We start from the raw sequence: 14,539 nt of genomic DNA, 5'->3' as shown, positions 1-14,539 counted from the left end.
GCCGTCAGTTGGCCCGGTCGAAGTCGATCGCGCTGTACGCCCGCAGCTTGGAGAGCTTGTGGGTGGAGTCGATCTGGCGGATCGTGCCGCTCTTGGAGCGCATCACCAGCGAGCTGGTGGTGGCGGTCTCCTGGCGGTAGTGGACACCGCGCAGCAGCTCGCCGTCGGTGATGCCGGTGGCGACGAAGAACACGTTCTCGCCGCTGACCAGGTCGTCGGTGCTGAGCACCCGGTCCAGGTCGTGGCCGGCCTCCAGGGCCTTGCGCCGCTCGGCCTCGTCCTTGGGCCACAGCCGGCCCTGGATGACACCGCCCATGCACTTCATGGCGCAGGCCGCGATGATGCCCTCGGGGGTGCCGCCGATGCCCATCAGCAGGTCGACGCCGGTGCCCTCGCGGGCGGCCATGATCGCGCCGGCCACGTCGCCGTCCGAGATGAACTTGATCCGGGCGCCCGCCTCGCGGATCTCCCGGACCAGGCCGTCGTGGCGCGGACGGTCCAGGACCACCACGGTGACGTCCTCGACGGCGCTGCCCTTGGCCTTGGCGACCCGGCGGATGTTCACCGCCGCCGGGGCGGTGATGTCGACGAAGTCGGCGGCCTCGGGGCCGGCGACCAGCTTGTCCATGTAGAACACCGCGCTGGGGTCGAACATGGTGCCGCGGTCGGCCACCGCCAGCACCGCCACCGCGTTGCCCATGCCCTTGGCGGTCAGCGTCGTGCCGTCCACCGGGTCGACCGCGACGTCGCACTCGGCGCCGGTGCCGTCGCCGACCCGCTCGCCGTTGAAGAGCATCGGGGCCTCGTCCTTCTCGCCCTCCCCGATGACGACGACGCCGTTCATCGAGACGGTCGAGACGAGGGTGCGCATGGCCTTGACGGCCGCGCCGTCGGCGCCGTTCTTGTCGCCCCGGCCGACCCAGCGGCCCGCCGCCATGGCGGCCGCCTCGGTGACCCGGACGAGCTCCAGCGCGAGGTTCCGGTCGGGAGCCTCGGGGGCCACCTCCAGGGCGCTGGGCAGGTTGTGCGAGAACTGCGTGGTCATCGTCGTTACCTCTCTGTACGCGACGGCCAGTGAGCGCTCGACTACTGCCTGCGTCGAACGCCGTGGTGAGGGTGGTGCGATCGTATCTGCCCCCCGGACGGGTGTCTGTGGCGCACTCCTCGCCCACCTGCGACTACGGGCGCCGCAAGGGCTCACGGGGACCCCGGGTGACGGTGGTGCGCCCGCGATGGGTCACCATGAGGGGGTGGCAGGCAAGAGCAGCATGAGAAGCCGGCAGTCGGTGCGGGACATGGTCCTGTCGATGCTGGCCGTCGGTGGCGTGGTGGCCGTGGGGTACCTGTTCGTACCGCACTCGGCGGGCGACGGGGTGCACGCGGTGGAGTACCGCACGGCGCTGGCCTCGGCGAAGCGCGCGGCGCCGTACCCGGTGCTCGGCCCGCAGGGGCTGCCGGACCGCTGGCGCGCCACCTCGGTCGAGTACCGCAAGGACAAGAACGGCCACAACGTCTGGCACCTGGGCTTCGTCACCCCCTCCGGCGAGTACGCGGCGATCGAGCAGAGCAACGGCGCCAAGGCGGACGTGCTCTCCGCCGTGGTGCCCGGCGGCGCGGCGGACGGCAGTGCCCCGGTCGCCGGCCAGGACTGGGAGCGGTACCAGGGCGACCGCTACCGCGGCCTGACCCGCCAGGACGGCACCGCCACCACCGTGGTCGCCGGCAGCGCCTCCTACGCCGAACTCACCGAACTCGCCCAGTCCCTCCACTGAGCCCGGCGTTCACTCCCAGGGGCCCAGGGCTCACCTCCGACAGCACGAGGCTCACCCCCAGGGGCGCGGGGAACTGCGCGAGTCCGGCAGGAATCCGGCCCGCGGCCGAGGTCTCGGTGGTCACCCGCGCGGACCCTGCGTTCCCTGTGGCTCACGGTTCCCCGCGCCCCCGGGGGGCTCCCCGCCGCAGGGGATCAGCAGAAAGGGCCCCCGGAAGCCGGGGGCCCTTCGTGCGTGCCGTTGCTCAGACGGTGGTGACGACCTCGTCGTACGCCAGGCGCGGGGAGCGCGGGTACCAGGCGTCCGCGCCCGGCTTGCCGATGTTGATCACGGTGACGACCGAGTGCTCGCCGTCCGCGAAGAACTCCTTGTTGATGCCCTCGGCGTCGTAGCCGAGCATCGGGCCCGCGGCCAGGCCGGCGGCGCGGACGCCGATGATGAAGTAGGCCGCCTGCAGGGTGGCGTTCATCGCGGCGGAGGCCTCACGGGCCGGGCGCTCGGCGAAGACGACGTCCTTGGCCTGCGGGAAGTGCGGGAACAGGGTGGGGAGCTCGTGGTGGAACTCGTTGTCCTGGGCCAGGATGGCGACCAGCGGGGCGGCGGCGGTCTTGGCCTTGTTGCCGTCCGACATCAGGTTGACCAGGCGCTCGCGGGCCTCGGGGCTGCGCACCAGGGTGATCCGCAGCGGCTGCTGGTTCATCGCCGTCGGGGCGTACTTGACCAGGTCGTAGATGGCCTGGACCTGCTCGTCGCTGACCGGCTCGTCGGTGAAGGTGTTGGCGGTGCGGGCCTCACGGAACAGCAGGTCCTGGGCGGCGGCGTCGAGAGCCAGAGTCATTGCGGGTCACCTTGTCACGGGGGGACTACGGGGGGAAGCGTCTCGGCGGAATCCGCCGATCCGGTAGTCCACAACAGTCTGTGAATCTTAAACAATTCCTCCGCCGTACTGTGATCCGGGTCACGTCCCCCGGGCTACCCCTGGTCGCCCGGACCCTCCTCGACCGCCAGCGCCGCGTCCAGCCGCGCCCGGGCCCCGTCCAGCCAGCGCTGGCAGACCTTGGCCAGCTCCTCGCCGCGCTCCCACAGGGCCAGCGACTCCTCCAGCGGGATGCCGCCGCCCTCCAGCCGGCGCACCACCTCCAGCAGCGCGTCCCGCGCCTGCTCGTAGCCCAGGCTGTCGTCGGCGCCGACCGTGCTCTGCTGATCTGCCATGGCGCCAGCGTAGGGCCTGCCGCCGACAGACCAACGGCGTACTGGCCGGGGCCGCCCGCGCCCGGGTCAGTCCTCCTCGACGGCGACCCCGAAGCCGCCCGCCGCCACCCGGGCGTGCAGCCGCTCACCCGCCGCCACCTGCGCCGGATCCGTCACCACCGTGCCGTCCGCGCGCTGCAGCACCGCGTACCCGCGCTCCAGGGTGGCCAGCGGCGACAGCGCCACCACCCGGGCCAAGGTGTGCCCCAGATCCGTCTGGGCGTGGTCGAGCCGGTGCCCGAGCACCCGCCGCGAGCGCTCCAGCAACGCCGTCACCTCCGCCGCCGGGCCCTCCACCAGCCGGTGCGGCGCGGCCAGCACCGGACGGCTGCGCACCCCCTCCAGGCCGGCCTGCTCCCGTTCGACCCGGGCGGTGATGTGCCGCCGGGCCCGGTCGCGCAGCTGGTGCACCCGGGCCAGCTCCTCGCCGACGTCCGGCACCACCCGCTTGGCGGCGTCGGTCGGGGTGGCGGCCCGCAGGTCGGCGACGAAGTCCAGCAGCGGCTGGTCCGGTTCGTGGCCGATCGCGCTCACCACCGGCGTACGGGCTGCCGCCACGGTGCGGATCAGCTCCTCGTCCGAGAACGGCAGCAGGTCCTCGACGCTGCCGCCGCCGCGAGCGACCACGATCACGTCCACCTCGGCCAGCGCGTCCAGCTCGCGGACGGCCGCGGCCACCTGCCCGGCCGCGCTGGGCCCCTGAACCAGCACGTTGCGCACCTCGAAGCGGACCGCCGGCCAGCGCCGCCGGGCCACCTCCAGGACGTCCCGCTCGGCGGCCGAACCGCGCCCGGTGACCAGCCCGATCCGGTGCGGCAGGAACGGCAGCGGCCGCTTGCGGTCGGCCGCGAACAGCCCCTCGCCGGCCAGCCGCTTCTTCAACTGCTCCAGCCGGGCGAGCAGTTCGCCCAGTCCGATCATCCGGATCTCGGAGGCCCGCAGCGACAGCGACCCGCGCGCGGTGTACCACTCGGCCTTGGCGTGCACCAGCACCCGGGAGCCCTCCTGCACCACCTCGGCCACCTGGTCGAAGACCGAGCGGAAGCAGGTGACGGTGAGCGACACGTCGCGGTCCGGGTCACGCAGCGTCAGGAACACCATCCCGGCCCCCGGCCGCCGGTTGAGCTGCGCAATCTGCCCCTCGACCCATACCTCGCCGAGCCGGTCGATCCAGCCGCCGATCAGCGCGGAGACCTTGCCGACCGGGATCGGCGCTTCGGGGGAGCTGGAGTTGGCCATACCCACGAGGCTAGCGCCGCGCACCCACAGAACCGCCGGCCCGCAGCGCCGCCCGCCGACTGGCCCGGACGGCACCGACCCGCCTCACCGGTTACCTGCAGCCACCCCCTGCACCGCCAGCACCACCAGGCCCACCGCCAGCCACACCGCCCCCACCAGCTGCGCCGGGTGCGAGGCCGACCGGACCACCGCCACCAGCACCGCGATCCCGAGCACCGGCACCACCAGGTGCCGCAGCAGGTCCCGGGAGCGCCGCCGCACCACGTACCAGCCGATCACCGAGGCGTGCAGCAGGACGAACGCGGTCAGCGCCCCGACGTTCACCACCGAGGTCAGCTGGTCCAGGCCGTCGTCCCGGCGGGCCGCCCAGACCGCCGCCACCAGCGTGATCAGCGCCGTCGTGAGCAGGGCCCGGCCGGGCACCCCCGAGCGTGGCTCCACCGCGGCGAGCGCCCGGGGCAGCCGTCCCTCCCGCGCCATCGCGAACACCAGCCGGCCCGCCGCCGCCTGCCCCGCCAGCGCGGCGAACGCGGCGCCGATCGCCTTGGAGAGTGCGACCAGGGTGCGCAACCAGTGCCCGATCGCCGCGTCCACGGTGTCGTAGAAGGCCGAACCCTGCGCGGCCGGATCGGCCGCCAGCTGCTGCGGGGTCAGCGGCTCCAGCAGCGCCGCCAGGTAGGTCTGCGCCACGAACAGCAGGCCGGCCAGCGCCAGGCACCACAGCACCGCCCGCGCCACCGCCGCCGAGGCCCCGACCGCCTCCTCCACGAACGAGGCGATCGCGTCGAAGCCCAGGAAGGACAGCACCGCCACGGAGACCGCCGACAGCACCGCGGACAGCGAGAAGCCGCCCACCGCGGCCAGCGGCGACCACCAGTCCCGCACCGCCCCGTGCCGCACCAGCTCCACCGTCGCCGCCACCGTGAACACCGCCAGTACCGCGACCTCCAGCGCCAGCACCGCGAACCCCACCGCCGCCGCGGTCCGCACCCCGGCCAGGTTGAGCCCCGTGGTGACCAGCACCGCCAGCGCCGTCCACACCCACCGCGACACGCCGGGCACCAGCGCGTTCAGCGCGATCCCGGAGAACAGGTACGCCACCGCCGGGATCAGCAGGTAGTCCAGCATCGCCATCCACCCGGCGACGAACCCGGCGCCCTCGCCCAGCCCGGCCCGCGCGTACGCGAACACCGACCCGGCCCGCGGCACCGCCCGCACCATCTGGGCGTACGACAGCGCCGTGAAACCCATCGCCACGGTCGCCACCAGGTACACCGCGGCGACCGCGCCGCGGCTCTTCGCGTCCAGCACGCCGAACACCCCGACCGGGGCCATCGGGGCGATGAACAGCAACCCGTAGACCACCAGATCCCGCAGGCCGAGGCTGCGCCGCAGCGCACCCGACCGGAGTTGCTCGTTCACCCCACCCATTTGATCACCCGTGCCGTTCGCCGCCCGACCGGCCACGCGCGTGGGGCCGCCCCGGCATCGCCCGTACGATGGAGCCATGTCCACCACTGCTCAGCGCCGTGTCCTGCTCGCCGCCCCCCGGGGCTACTGCGCGGGCGTCGACCGCGCCGTGATCGCCGTGGAGAAGGCCCTGGAGCAGTACGGGGCCCCGATCTACGTCCGCAAGCAGATCGTCCACAACAAGTTCGTCGTGCAGACCCTGGAGAAGCAGGGCGCGATCTTCGTCGACGAGACGGAGGAGGTGCCGGAGGGCTCGATCGTGGTCTTCTCGGCCCACGGCGTCGCGCCGGCCGTCCACGACGAGGCCAAGGCCGGCAAGCTCGCCACCATCGACGCCACCTGCCCGCTGGTGACCAAGGTGCACAAGGAAGCCGTCCGCTTCGCCGACGAGGACTACGACATCCTGCTGGTCGGCCACGAGGGCCACGAAGAGGTCGTCGGCACCATGGGCGAGGCCCCGGAGCGGATCCACCTGGTGGACGGCGCCGAGGACGTCGCCAACGTCCGGGTCCGCGACGAGTCCAAGGTCGTCTGGCTCTCCCAGACCACCCTTTCGGTGGACGAGACCATGGCCACCGTCGGCGAGCTCAAGAAGCGCTTCCCGCTGCTGGTCTCCCCGCCCAGCGACGACATCTGCTACGCCACCCAGAACCGCCAGGTGGTGGTCAAGCAGATCGCCCCCGACACCGACCTGCTGATCGTGGTCGGCTCCAAGAACTCCTCCAACTCCGTGCGCCTGGTCGAGGTCGGCCTCGAGTACGGCGCCAAGGCCGCTCACCTGGTCGACTTCGCCGACGAGATCGACGAGGCCTGGCTGGAGGGCGTCACCACGGTCGGCCTGACCAGCGGCGCCTCGGTGCCCGAGATCCTGGTCGAGGGCGTGCTCACCTTCCTGGCCGAGCGCGGCTACGCCGACGTGGAGACCGTCAAGACCGCCGAGGAGCACCTGCAGTTCTCGCTGCCCAAGGAGCTCCGCCGCGACCTGCGCGCCGAGGCCGCCGGCAAGCTCTGACCTGCCGCCGGCAGGATCCGATCCGCTCCGATGCCCGGGGCCCGCCCGTCGGGTCCCGGGCATCGTGCTGTCCGGGCCGGGGTATCAGCAGGCGGGGGCGGACCTGCGCCCGTACGTTTGTGCACAGGCTGTGGATGACGGAGGTCGCGGCAGATGACGAAGGTATTCGGTGTGGACATCGGTGGATCGGGCATCAAGGGTGCCCCGGTCGACCTGGAACGCGGGGCGCTGGCCCAGGAGCGGCACAAGGTCCTCACCCCGCACCCCGCCTCGCCCGAGTCGGTGGTGGCGGCCGTCCAGGAGGTGGTCAGACACTTCGACCACCAGGGCCCGGTCGGCCTCACCTTCCCCGGCGTGGTGGTGGACGGCCACACCCGCACCGCCGCCAATGTGGACAAGGGCTGGATCGGGGTGGACGCGGCGGGCCTGTTCGGCGACGCGCTCGACCTGCCCGCCACCGTGATCAACGACGCCGACGCCGCCGGGCTGGCCGAGCTCACCCACGGCGCCGGACAGGCGCACCGGGGCGTGGTCATGGTGCTCACCTTCGGCACCGGGATCGGCAGCGCGCTCTTCGTGGACGGCACCCTGGTGCCCAACACCGAGCTCGGCCACCTGGAGCTGCGCGGCAAGGACGCCGAGCACCGGGCGTCCTCGGCGGCCCGGGAGCGCCACGACCTGAGCTGGCCCGACTGGGCGGAGCGGGTGGACGAGTACCTCGGCATGGTGGAGCGGCTGTTCTCGCCGCAGCTGATCATCATCGGCGGCGGGGTGAGCCGCAAGCACGAGAAGTTCCTGCCGCTGCTGACCGAGCGCGGGGCCGAGGTGGTGCCGGCCCGGCTGCGCAACGACGCGGGCATCGTCGGGGCGGCGATGGCGGCGCAGGCGGCGGCCGAGGCGCACTGAGCCGGGCGGACACCGGCCCCGGGGCCCGGCCCGGGCTGCGGGGTCGGGCCGGCGGCGCGGGATCGGGCGGGTGCGTCGGCCGCGGTTCGGAGCCGGCCGTGGTGGGGCGTCGGCCGTGGTGGGGCGTCGGCCGTGGTGCGGAGCCGGCCGGTCAGCGGGCCCGGCGGATCCGGCGCTGGGCGAGGAACCGGGCCGCCACGATCAGCACCGCCAGCCCCGTCCCGGCGAACAGCCAGCCGGCCCGCAGCGCCAGCCCGCCGGCCAGCGCCACCACCTCGCCGGTGATCCCGGGCACCTCGTTCGGCTGGCAGAGCACCAGCGCCGCCGCGAAGGCGATCGGGCCGCTGATCGGGGCGGCCGGCAGGTCCGACAGCCGGACGCGGACCGCGAGCTGGAAGCAGATCGCCAGGTACCCGAGGCCGAACAGCACCCCGAGCCCGCCGAACAGCAACCGGTCCGCCCCCGCCACCAGCAGCGTCGCCAGCACGGCGACCACCCCGGTCCCGATCGCGGTCAGCCGGGTCGGGCGCCCGCTGCGCCGGCGGTCGGCCGGCAGCCGCAGGCGCAGCCTCGGCGCGGCCCGCGGCCCGGAGGCCGGCCGCAGCCGGGTGTCGGGGGGCGCGGACTGCCCCGGTACGGCGGCCTCGGCGGCGGCACCTGTCGGCGGCCGCCGCCTCGGCCCTGGCGGCTGGGTACGGATGCTCTGCTCCACCAGCCCAACGTACGGTCCGATCATCGCCACACTGTGTAATGCCCGCGGAATGCTTCCTCCGTGTCCGGGCCGGGCGTAGGGTCGCAGGGCGTACGACGGGGGTGGACCATGGCCGGATTCGTGTTCGAGCGGCTGCACCACGTGCAGCTGGACGTCCCGGTGGGGGCGGAGCAGCGGTGCCGGGAGTTCTGGGCCGGGGTGCTCGGGATGGTGGAGCTGGTGAAGCCGCCGGTGCTGGCGGCGCGCGGTGGCTGCTGGTTCCGCGGCGGCGGCGTGGAGGTGCACCTCGGGGTCGTCCCGGAGCACCGGCCGTCGGCGAAGGGGCACCCGGCGTTGCTGGTCAGCGGGCTGGACGGGCTGGCCGAGCGGCTGGCGGCGTACGGCAGCCCGGTGGGCTGGGACGACGGCTTCCCCGGCTACCGGCGGTTCCACTCGGCCGACCCGTTCGGCAACCGGCTGGAGTTCCTGGAGCCGCTCGGTGCGCCCGCGGAGTTGCCGGAGCCGGACCAGCTGCCCTGAGCGCGCCCCGTAGACTGGGGGATCGGCCCGGACCGGTGCCGCTCCACCTCCCTCCAAGCCCACGGGACATCGCTACATGTCGCTCACGATCGGAATCGTCGGTCTGCCGAATGTCGGCAAGTCGACCCTGTTCAACGCCCTGACCAAGAACGACGTGCTGGCGGCCAACTACCCGTTCGCCACCATCGAGCCCAACGTCGGCGTGGTCGGTGTCCCGGACTCCCGGCTGGCCAAGCTCGCCGAGATCTTCGGCTCGCAGCGGATCCTGCCGGCGACGGTGGACTTCGTGGACATCGCGGGCATCGTCCGCGGCGCCAGCGTCGGTGAGGGCCTGGGCAACAAGTTCCTCGCCAACATCCGTGAGTCCGACGCGATCTGCCAGGTCATCCGGGCCTTCGTCGACCCGGACGTGGTGCACGTGGACGGCAAGGTCTCGCCGAAGGACGACATCGAGACCATCAACACCGAGCTGATCCTCGCCGACCTCCAGTCGATCGAGAAGGTGCTGCCCCGCCTCCAGAAGGAGTCCCGCCTGAAGAAGGAGTCGGCGGCCACCCTGGCGGCGGCCGAGGCGGCCCAGAAGGTCCTGGAGTCCGGCAAGACCCTGTTCGAGGTCGGCTTCGACGCCTCCTCGGTGCGGGAGCTGCACCTGCTCACCACCAAGCCGTTCCTCTACGTCTTCAACGTCGACGAGGACGAGCTGACCGACGAGGCCTTCAAGGACGAGCAGCGCGCGCTGGTCGCCCCGGCCGAGGCGATCTTCCTCAACGCCAAGATCGAGTCCGAACTGATCGGCATGGACGAGGACGAGGCGCTCGAACTCCTCCAGTCCATGGGCCAGGAGGAGACCGGCATGGCCACCCTCGGCCGCGTCGGCTACGAGACCCTCGGCCTGCAGAGCTACCTCACCGCCGGCCCCAAGGAGACCCGGGCCTGGACCATCAAGAAGGGCGCCACCGCCCCCGAGGCCGCCGGAGTCATCCACACCGACTTCCAGAAGGGCTTCATCAAGGCGGAGGTCATCTCCTTCGACGACCTGGTCGAGACCGGCTCCATCGCCGAGGCCCGCGCCAAGGGCAAGGCCCGCATCGAGGGCAAGGAGTACGTCATGCAGGACGGCGACGTGGTGGAGTTCCGCTTCAACGTCTGATCGCGTGGTGCTGCGAGAGGGCCGGACTCCGCGGAGTCCGGCCCTCTCCCCGTTCCCGTGCGGGACGACGCCCGAGGGTCTGCCTTGGGTGGTACGTTATTCGGTACCACTTGCCGAAGGGGGTACGTGCCGTGTCCATCACCGCGAGCGAGGCGCGCAGGGATCTCTTCCCGTTGATCAAGAAGGTCAACGAGGATCACGACGCCATCGAGATCGTGTCCAAGCACGGGAACGCCGTGCTCGTGTCCGCCGAGGACTACGCCGCCCTGCGGGAGGGCTCGTACCTCCTGCGGTCGCCGGCGAACGCGCGGCGCCTGCTCAAGGCGTACGACAATGCGCTGAACGGCACAGGGCTTTCCGAGCGCACGCTCATCGACCCCGACTCGGCCGATGCCGGGCGGGGTGTCGAGTGAGGCTCGTCTTCGAGGAACAGGGCTGGGAGGACTACACCTCCTGGCTCAAGAACGATCGCAAGACGCTCGCGCGGATCAACAAGCTCATCGAGGACGTCCTGCGCGACCCGTTCACCGGGATCGGCAAGCCGGAGCCGCTGAAGTACTACCTGCCCGGCGCGTGGTCCCGCCGCATCGACGACGAGCACCGGCTTGTCTGCCTGGTCACGGACCGGGAGATCGTCGTCCTGGCGGCGCGCTACCACTACTGACGGCGGAGGCTGCTCGACCCGAGATGCAGCGGGGCGGGCCTTCGGGGTCAGTGGTTGCGCGGGCGGATGTGCAGGTGGCCGGTGCGGGGGTGGGCGGGTGGGGCGGACGGCAGCACGGCGCTCAGCTCGTACCGGCACTTCTGTGCGACGCGGCAGGACGCGGTGTTGTCGACCTGGTGTACGAGTTCGAGGCTCGTCGGCCCGGCGCCGGGGAAGAGGTCGAAGGCCCAGTCCGTCAGGGCGTCGAGCGCCCGGGGTGCCACGCCCAGGCCGCGGGCGTGCGGCGCGGTCCAGTAGCCGACCTCCGCGGACGAGGCGCCCGGCACGGCGCCCTTGAGCACCACGTGGCCCGCCAACCTGCCCTCGCCGCCCGCGGGTTCGGACATGAGGACGGCGAAGGCGAGCCGGTCCCCGGCCTCCTGGCCGCGCTGCTGCTCCTCGATCCACCGGGCCGCGCTCGCCTCGTCGTGCACGGCGAAGCTCGTCCACCGGCGCAGCGCTTCGTCCCGCGCCAGCCCGACCAGGTCGGCGGCGTCCGCTGGGCCCCAGGGGCGCAGGACGAGCGCGGGGCCCGACGGGGTGGCGGCCGCCGTCGGTCGCGTAGTGATCTTCTCCATCGGTCGAGGGTAGGGGCTCAACTCTCGTAGTGGTAGCGGCACTGCGCGATCAGGATGGCGTCGTCGGTGACCTTGTGGATCAGGCGGTGTTCGTCATTGATCCGACGTGACCAGTAGCCCTGGAAGCCGTGTTTGAGCGGCTCCGGCTTGCCGATCCCCTCGTTGCCGTTGCGTGCGACATCCGCGATGAGCGTGTTGATCCGCTTGAGCGTCCTGCGGTCCTGGAGCTGCCACCAGAGGTAGTCCTCCCAGGCTCGGGAGGCGAAAGTGATCTTCACTCCGGTGCCAGCTCCCGTACCGTCCCGCCGCCGTTCTCCAGCTCGTCGATGGACGCCAGCAGGCGACGGGCGTTGGCCGGGCTGCGGAGCAGGTAGGCGGTCTCCTTGAGGGACTGGTAGTCCTCCAGGGAGACGATGACCACCGGCTCGTGGCCGGCGCGGGTGATCACTATCTCCTCGCGATCGTCGGTGACCGCGTTGAGCACCTCGGCGTAGCGCGCGCGGGACTCCGAGTAGGTCATCGTCTTCATGACTCGACTCCTCCGGTAGGTACAAGAAACTGTACGCCCTGAGGAAAGGCGCGACAAGGACGCGCGAGGCCGTCCGGTCACCGCCACGGAGGCGGGTGTCACCCGGTGGTGGCGGGGACCGGGGTGGTGGGGAAGCCGAGGCGGGGGCCGGTGGGGTCGTGGAGGCGGCGGAGGAAGGCGAGGACGCCGGCGGAGCCGCCGGCCCAGGTGGCGGCGGGGCCGGTGAGGCCGGGGTCGGGGAAGGTGGGGCGGGCGCGGGGGCCGCCGCTGCGGGCGAGGATGATCAGGGCGGTGGTCTCGGCGGCGGTCCGGAACTCCTCGGCCCCGGGCCCGCCCGCGGCCGCCACGTCCACCAGCAGTTCGCCGACCCCGGCCAGCCCGCAGCACTGCGTCACCAGCGGCATCCGCGGCGCCAGCGCGGCGCAGGTCCGGGCGGCCCGCTGTGCCAGCCGCAGGTGTTCGGGTTCGCCGAGCAGCGCCGCGGAGCGGACCAGGACGGCCCCGATGCCGGCCAGGCCCCGGCACCACGACCCGTACCGCCGGGTGGCGCCGGGCCGTTCGGCCGCCGTGACGAGGCCGGGGGTGACGGCGGCGAGCCGTCCGCAGGCCGCCGTGGCGCGCTCGATCGTGGCCGGGTCGCCGGTGGCACCGCCGTGTTCGAGCAGGAAGTACGCCACCCCTGCCGCGCCGTGGGCGAGTCCTTCGCGCAGCGCGGCGCTGCCGACGGTGTCGGCGCCGGTCGCGGTGAGGCCGGCCGCGCCGGAGGCGAGCATCCGTTCGCACCCGGCGGCGATCGCGAGATGGTGCTCGGCGAGCCGGGGCCGACCGCTCGCGCGCGCGTGCCGGGCGAGCAGCAGCCGGCCCAGACCGATCCCGGCGGCGCCCTCGATCAGATCCGCCTCCGGTGCTCCGCCGTCGGGCCGCGGACCGGGCAGTGCGGCGACCTCGGGCGGCGGGCCGTCCGGGGCCGGGTCGGCGGGCGTGCCGGCCTCCGCCATGAACAGCTCGACGCCGGTGCGGCCGGAGTAGAAGGCCGGGGTCAGCGTCCTGGACTGCCGGGCGGTCCACCGCGCGAGGGCCTGCGCGCTCTCCCGTGCCTGCGGGTGGCGCAGGAGTTCCAGCCCGAGCCCGGAACTCCCGCCGTAGAGGTCGATCGGCGTCGGGATGTGCAGGCGGGCGGCGTGCGCCGGGTCGACGATCCGGTGGGCCTGGTCGACGCAGTAGCCGGTGGTGTGCTCGATGATCTCCTGGAGCAGGTCGGGGTCGAGCCGGTCGATCCGGTCGGGCCGCGCGCGCCGGGAGGGGCCGGCCGGGCCCGGCGTCCCGGAGCGCAGCCGGTCGGCGGCGGCGGTGCGCGCGGCGGGGTCGAGGCTCATCAGGCCGCCGATCGTCGCCCGGAGCGCGCGGTCGCCGGGGCCCGGCAGTGCCCACGCCAGGCCGTCGAGGGTGCGCTCGCGGTTGGCGGCGGCCTCGGCGTCGACGATCACCGGGTCCAGGCCGGTGGCGGCGAAGTACAGCGTCGCGCCCAGCGCGTAGTGGTCGTCGGCGGGTCCGGCCGGGCCGGTCGCGCGCAGCACCGGCTCGCTGTACCCGGGGGTCGAGCCGCCGGGGCCGGCGCCGTCCAGCTCGCTGATCCCGAAGTCGATCAGGTGGCAGCGCCCGTCCGCGTCGAGCACCACGTTGCCGGGCTTGAGGTCGCGGACCACCACGCCGCGGGCGTGGACGGCGTCCAGGATGCGCAGCAGGGCGGTGGCCAGCGCGGCGGGGGTGCGCCAAGCGCGGGTGTCGTCCGGCCGGTACGGGCCGTGCTCCTGGACCTCGCGCCGCAGGTCGCGGTCGCCGCAGCTGGTCAGCACCAGGTACTCGTCGGTGCCGTGCCGGAAGTGGTCCAGGGCGCGCGGTACGCCGGGGACGGGGGCGAGCGCGGCCAGCACGGTGCGCTCGTTGCGCAGCCGGTCGCGGGTGTCCCGGCCGGATTCGTCCTCGGCCACGAAGGCTCGGGCCTGCTTGATCACGACCGGCCGGCCGGAGTGCCGGTCGAGCGCGCGGTAGAGGTTGCCCTGCGGTTTGCGCACGATGCCGGCGGTCACCCGGTAGCGCCCGCCGCCGAGCCCGACTGCGACGGTGGCCCGGTCAGCAGCAGCAACAGCGGCAGCGGCGGCAGTGGCGGCGAACGGGTCCTCGGCCCAGGGCGGGCACCGGTAGGTGCCGGTGGCCAGGCCGTCAAAGAGCCGGCCGTCCGGGCCGACCATGACGGACTCGATCCGCCCGCTGCGGCCGGTCCGGTAGTCCCCGGTGAAGGGCCCGTACCGGTAGTAGACGGGCGAGCGGGGGTCGAGGCGCCGGTCGCTGACCACCTGCGGGCCTTCCCGGTCGCGGAGCACGGTGACCAGCTCCCGGGCGAGCGCGAGGAGGGCGGTCGGCGCCGGGTAGACGGTGATCGCCTTGCCGACCGAGCCGGGGCTCGACACCCCGGAGTTGAGGGCGCGCAGGATCTGCGGGTCCTTGGCGAACTTCGCGTGGCAGACGTGCCGCAGCAGGACCGGCAGGACCAGGGCGGTGACGGCTTCGAGGTCGCCGGGGCGGGTGGAGAGGTGCAGCTTCCAACCGTGCTCCATCGCCGGCATCCGAGGATCGTTCAGGTACGACCAGGTGTCGTCGGACCATCCGCTGCGGCCGGCGATGGATCCGGTCACTG

At 73.3% G+C, this 14,539-nt stretch carries 17 protein-coding genes; 7 read left to right on the top strand and 10 right to left on the bottom strand.

What is annotated here, in order from left to right:
* Window positions 1-4: 4 nt before the first annotated feature.
* Window positions 5-1,045 (bottom strand): class II fructose-bisphosphatase, encoded by a 1,041-nt coding sequence (gene glpX, locus ABT014_RS04480; RefSeq protein ID WP_350637018.1) that lies wholly within the window; start codon window positions 1,043-1,045, stop codon window positions 5-7.
* Window positions 1,046-1,268: 223 nt separating this feature from the next.
* Here glpX and ABT014_RS04475 point away from each other — a divergent pair, with 223 nt between their 5' ends.
* Window positions 1,269-1,772: a DUF4245 domain-containing protein gene (locus ABT014_RS04475; RefSeq protein WP_350637016.1), complete on the top strand. Its 504-nt coding sequence runs from the start codon at window positions 1,269-1,271 to the stop codon at window positions 1,770-1,772.
* A 244-nt stretch (window positions 1,773-2,016) separates the two neighbouring features.
* Here ABT014_RS04475 and ABT014_RS04470 read toward each other — a convergent pair whose 3' ends face one another.
* From ABT014_RS04470 to ABT014_RS04455, 4 genes are all read right to left on the bottom strand, one after another.
* Window positions 2,017-2,610 (bottom strand): malonic semialdehyde reductase, encoded by a 594-nt coding sequence (locus ABT014_RS04470; protein ID WP_350637014.1) that lies wholly within the window; start codon window positions 2,608-2,610, stop codon window positions 2,017-2,019.
* Window positions 2,611-2,744: 134 nt separating this feature from the next.
* Window positions 2,745-2,984, bottom strand: coding sequence for an exodeoxyribonuclease VII small subunit (locus ABT014_RS04465; RefSeq protein ID WP_350637012.1), 240 nt, complete (start codon window positions 2,982-2,984; stop codon window positions 2,745-2,747).
* A 66-nt stretch (window positions 2,985-3,050) separates the two neighbouring features.
* Window positions 3,051-4,262 (bottom strand): exodeoxyribonuclease VII large subunit, encoded by a 1,212-nt coding sequence (gene xseA, locus ABT014_RS04460; RefSeq protein ID WP_350637010.1) that lies wholly within the window; start codon window positions 4,260-4,262, stop codon window positions 3,051-3,053.
* Between the two features lie 84 nt (window positions 4,263-4,346).
* Window positions 4,347-5,693, bottom strand: coding sequence for an APC family permease (locus tag ABT014_RS04455; RefSeq protein ID WP_350637008.1), 1,347 nt, complete (start codon window positions 5,691-5,693; stop codon window positions 4,347-4,349).
* A gap of 76 nt (window positions 5,694-5,769) precedes the next feature.
* On the opposite strand from ABT014_RS04455, the gene ABT014_RS04450 reads away from it, so the two are divergent.
* Both ABT014_RS04450 and ppgK read left to right on the top strand, forming a co-directional pair.
* Window positions 5,770-6,744, top strand: a complete 975-nt coding sequence (locus ABT014_RS04450) for a 4-hydroxy-3-methylbut-2-enyl diphosphate reductase (RefSeq protein ID WP_350637006.1) — start codon at window positions 5,770-5,772, stop codon at window positions 6,742-6,744.
* 153 nt (window positions 6,745-6,897) lie between these two features.
* The gene (gene ppgK / locus ABT014_RS04445; RefSeq protein WP_350637004.1) at window positions 6,898-7,650 is read left to right on the top strand and encodes a polyphosphate--glucose phosphotransferase; all 753 of its coding nucleotides are present in this window, start codon (window positions 6,898-6,900) and stop codon (window positions 7,648-7,650) included.
* A 151-nt stretch (window positions 7,651-7,801) separates the two neighbouring features.
* Here the strand turns inward: ppgK and ABT014_RS04440 are convergent, their stop codons facing one another.
* Window positions 7,802-8,362 carry a DUF6542 domain-containing protein gene (locus ABT014_RS04440; protein WP_350637002.1) on the bottom strand — a complete coding sequence of 187 codons (561 nt, stop codon included), beginning with the start codon at window positions 8,360-8,362 and terminating at the stop codon, window positions 7,802-7,804.
* A 108-nt stretch (window positions 8,363-8,470) separates the two neighbouring features.
* Here ABT014_RS04440 and ABT014_RS04435 point away from each other — a divergent pair, with 108 nt between their 5' ends.
* The 4 genes from ABT014_RS04435 to ABT014_RS04420 all read left to right on the top strand — a co-directional run bounded on the left by ABT014_RS04435 (window position 8,471) and on the right by ABT014_RS04420 (window position 10,695).
* Window positions 8,471-8,881, top strand: a complete 411-nt coding sequence (locus ABT014_RS04435) for a VOC family protein (RefSeq protein WP_350637000.1) — start codon at window positions 8,471-8,473, stop codon at window positions 8,879-8,881.
* 76 nt (window positions 8,882-8,957) lie between these two features.
* Window positions 8,958-10,031, top strand: a complete 1,074-nt coding sequence (gene ychF / locus ABT014_RS04430; RefSeq protein ID WP_350636998.1) for a redox-regulated ATPase YchF — start codon at window positions 8,958-8,960, stop codon at window positions 10,029-10,031.
* Window positions 10,032-10,162: 131 nt separating this feature from the next.
* Window positions 10,163-10,444: a type II toxin-antitoxin system Phd/YefM family antitoxin gene (locus ABT014_RS04425; RefSeq protein WP_350636996.1), complete on the top strand. Its 282-nt coding sequence runs from the start codon at window positions 10,163-10,165 to the stop codon at window positions 10,442-10,444.
* A complete protein-coding gene (locus tag ABT014_RS04420; protein WP_350636994.1) occupies window positions 10,441-10,695 on the top strand; it encodes a Txe/YoeB family addiction module toxin in 255 nt (84 codons plus the stop codon). Before ABT014_RS04425 ends, ABT014_RS04420 begins: the two co-directional genes overlap by 4 nt.
* A gap of 47 nt (window positions 10,696-10,742) precedes the next feature.
* Here ABT014_RS04420 and ABT014_RS04415 read toward each other — a convergent pair whose 3' ends face one another.
* From ABT014_RS04415 to lanL, 4 genes are all read right to left on the bottom strand, one after another.
* Window positions 10,743-11,312, bottom strand: a complete 570-nt coding sequence (locus tag ABT014_RS04415; RefSeq protein ID WP_350636992.1) for a GNAT family N-acetyltransferase — start codon at window positions 11,310-11,312, stop codon at window positions 10,743-10,745.
* 17 nt (window positions 11,313-11,329) lie between these two features.
* The gene (locus ABT014_RS04410) at window positions 11,330-11,590 is read right to left on the bottom strand and encodes a Txe/YoeB family addiction module toxin (protein ID WP_350636990.1); all 261 of its coding nucleotides are present in this window, start codon (window positions 11,588-11,590) and stop codon (window positions 11,330-11,332) included.
* The gene (locus ABT014_RS04405) at window positions 11,587-11,841 is read right to left on the bottom strand and encodes a type II toxin-antitoxin system Phd/YefM family antitoxin (RefSeq protein WP_350636987.1); all 255 of its coding nucleotides are present in this window, start codon (window positions 11,839-11,841) and stop codon (window positions 11,587-11,589) included. Before ABT014_RS04405 ends, ABT014_RS04410 begins: the two co-directional genes overlap by 4 nt.
* Window positions 11,842-11,939: 98 nt before the next feature.
* Window positions 11,940-14,537, bottom strand: a complete 2,598-nt coding sequence (lanL, locus tag ABT014_RS04400; RefSeq protein ID WP_350636985.1) for a class IV lanthionine synthetase LanL — start codon at window positions 14,535-14,537, stop codon at window positions 11,940-11,942.
* Window positions 14,538-14,539 lie beyond the last annotated feature (2 nt).

Origin of the sequence: Kitasatospora sp. NPDC094015 (assembly GCF_040304075.1) — a bacterium.
Lineage (GTDB): Bacteria > Actinomycetota > Actinomycetes > Streptomycetales > Streptomycetaceae > Kitasatospora.
This window is presented reverse-complemented; position numbering and strand designations above follow the sequence as displayed.

What these genes read in the sequence shown, in the direction of transcription:
- glpX (WP_350637018.1), bottom strand. Translation starts at nt 1,045, where the DNA reads ATGACCACGCAGTTCTCGCACAACCTGCCCAGCGCCCTGGAGGTGGCC.
- ABT014_RS04475 (WP_350637016.1), top strand. Translation starts at nt 1,269, where the DNA reads ATGAGAAGCCGGCAGTCGGTGCGGGACATGGTCCTGTCGATGCTGGCC.
- ABT014_RS04470 (WP_350637014.1), bottom strand. Translation starts at nt 2,610, where the DNA reads ATGACTCTGGCTCTCGACGCCGCCGCCCAGGACCTGCTGTTCCGTGAG.
- ABT014_RS04465 (WP_350637012.1), bottom strand. Translation starts at nt 2,984, where the DNA reads ATGGCAGATCAGCAGAGCACGGTCGGCGCCGACGACAGCCTGGGCTAC.
- xseA (WP_350637010.1), bottom strand. Translation starts at nt 4,262, where the DNA reads ATGGCCAACTCCAGCTCCCCCGAAGCGCCGATCCCGGTCGGCAAGGTC.
- ABT014_RS04455 (WP_350637008.1), bottom strand. Translation starts at nt 5,693, where the DNA reads ATGGGTGGGGTGAACGAGCAACTCCGGTCGGGTGCGCTGCGGCGCAGC.
- ABT014_RS04450 (WP_350637006.1), top strand. Translation starts at nt 5,770, where the DNA reads ATGTCCACCACTGCTCAGCGCCGTGTCCTGCTCGCCGCCCCCCGGGGC.
- ppgK (WP_350637004.1), top strand. Translation starts at nt 6,898, where the DNA reads ATGACGAAGGTATTCGGTGTGGACATCGGTGGATCGGGCATCAAGGGT.
- ABT014_RS04435 (WP_350637000.1), top strand. Translation starts at nt 8,471, where the DNA reads ATGGCCGGATTCGTGTTCGAGCGGCTGCACCACGTGCAGCTGGACGTC.
- ychF (WP_350636998.1), top strand. Translation starts at nt 8,958, where the DNA reads ATGTCGCTCACGATCGGAATCGTCGGTCTGCCGAATGTCGGCAAGTCG.
- ABT014_RS04415 (WP_350636992.1), bottom strand. Translation starts at nt 11,312, where the DNA reads ATGGAGAAGATCACTACGCGACCGACGGCGGCCGCCACCCCGTCGGGC.
- ABT014_RS04405 (WP_350636987.1), bottom strand. Translation starts at nt 11,841, where the DNA reads ATGAAGACGATGACCTACTCGGAGTCCCGCGCGCGCTACGCCGAGGTG.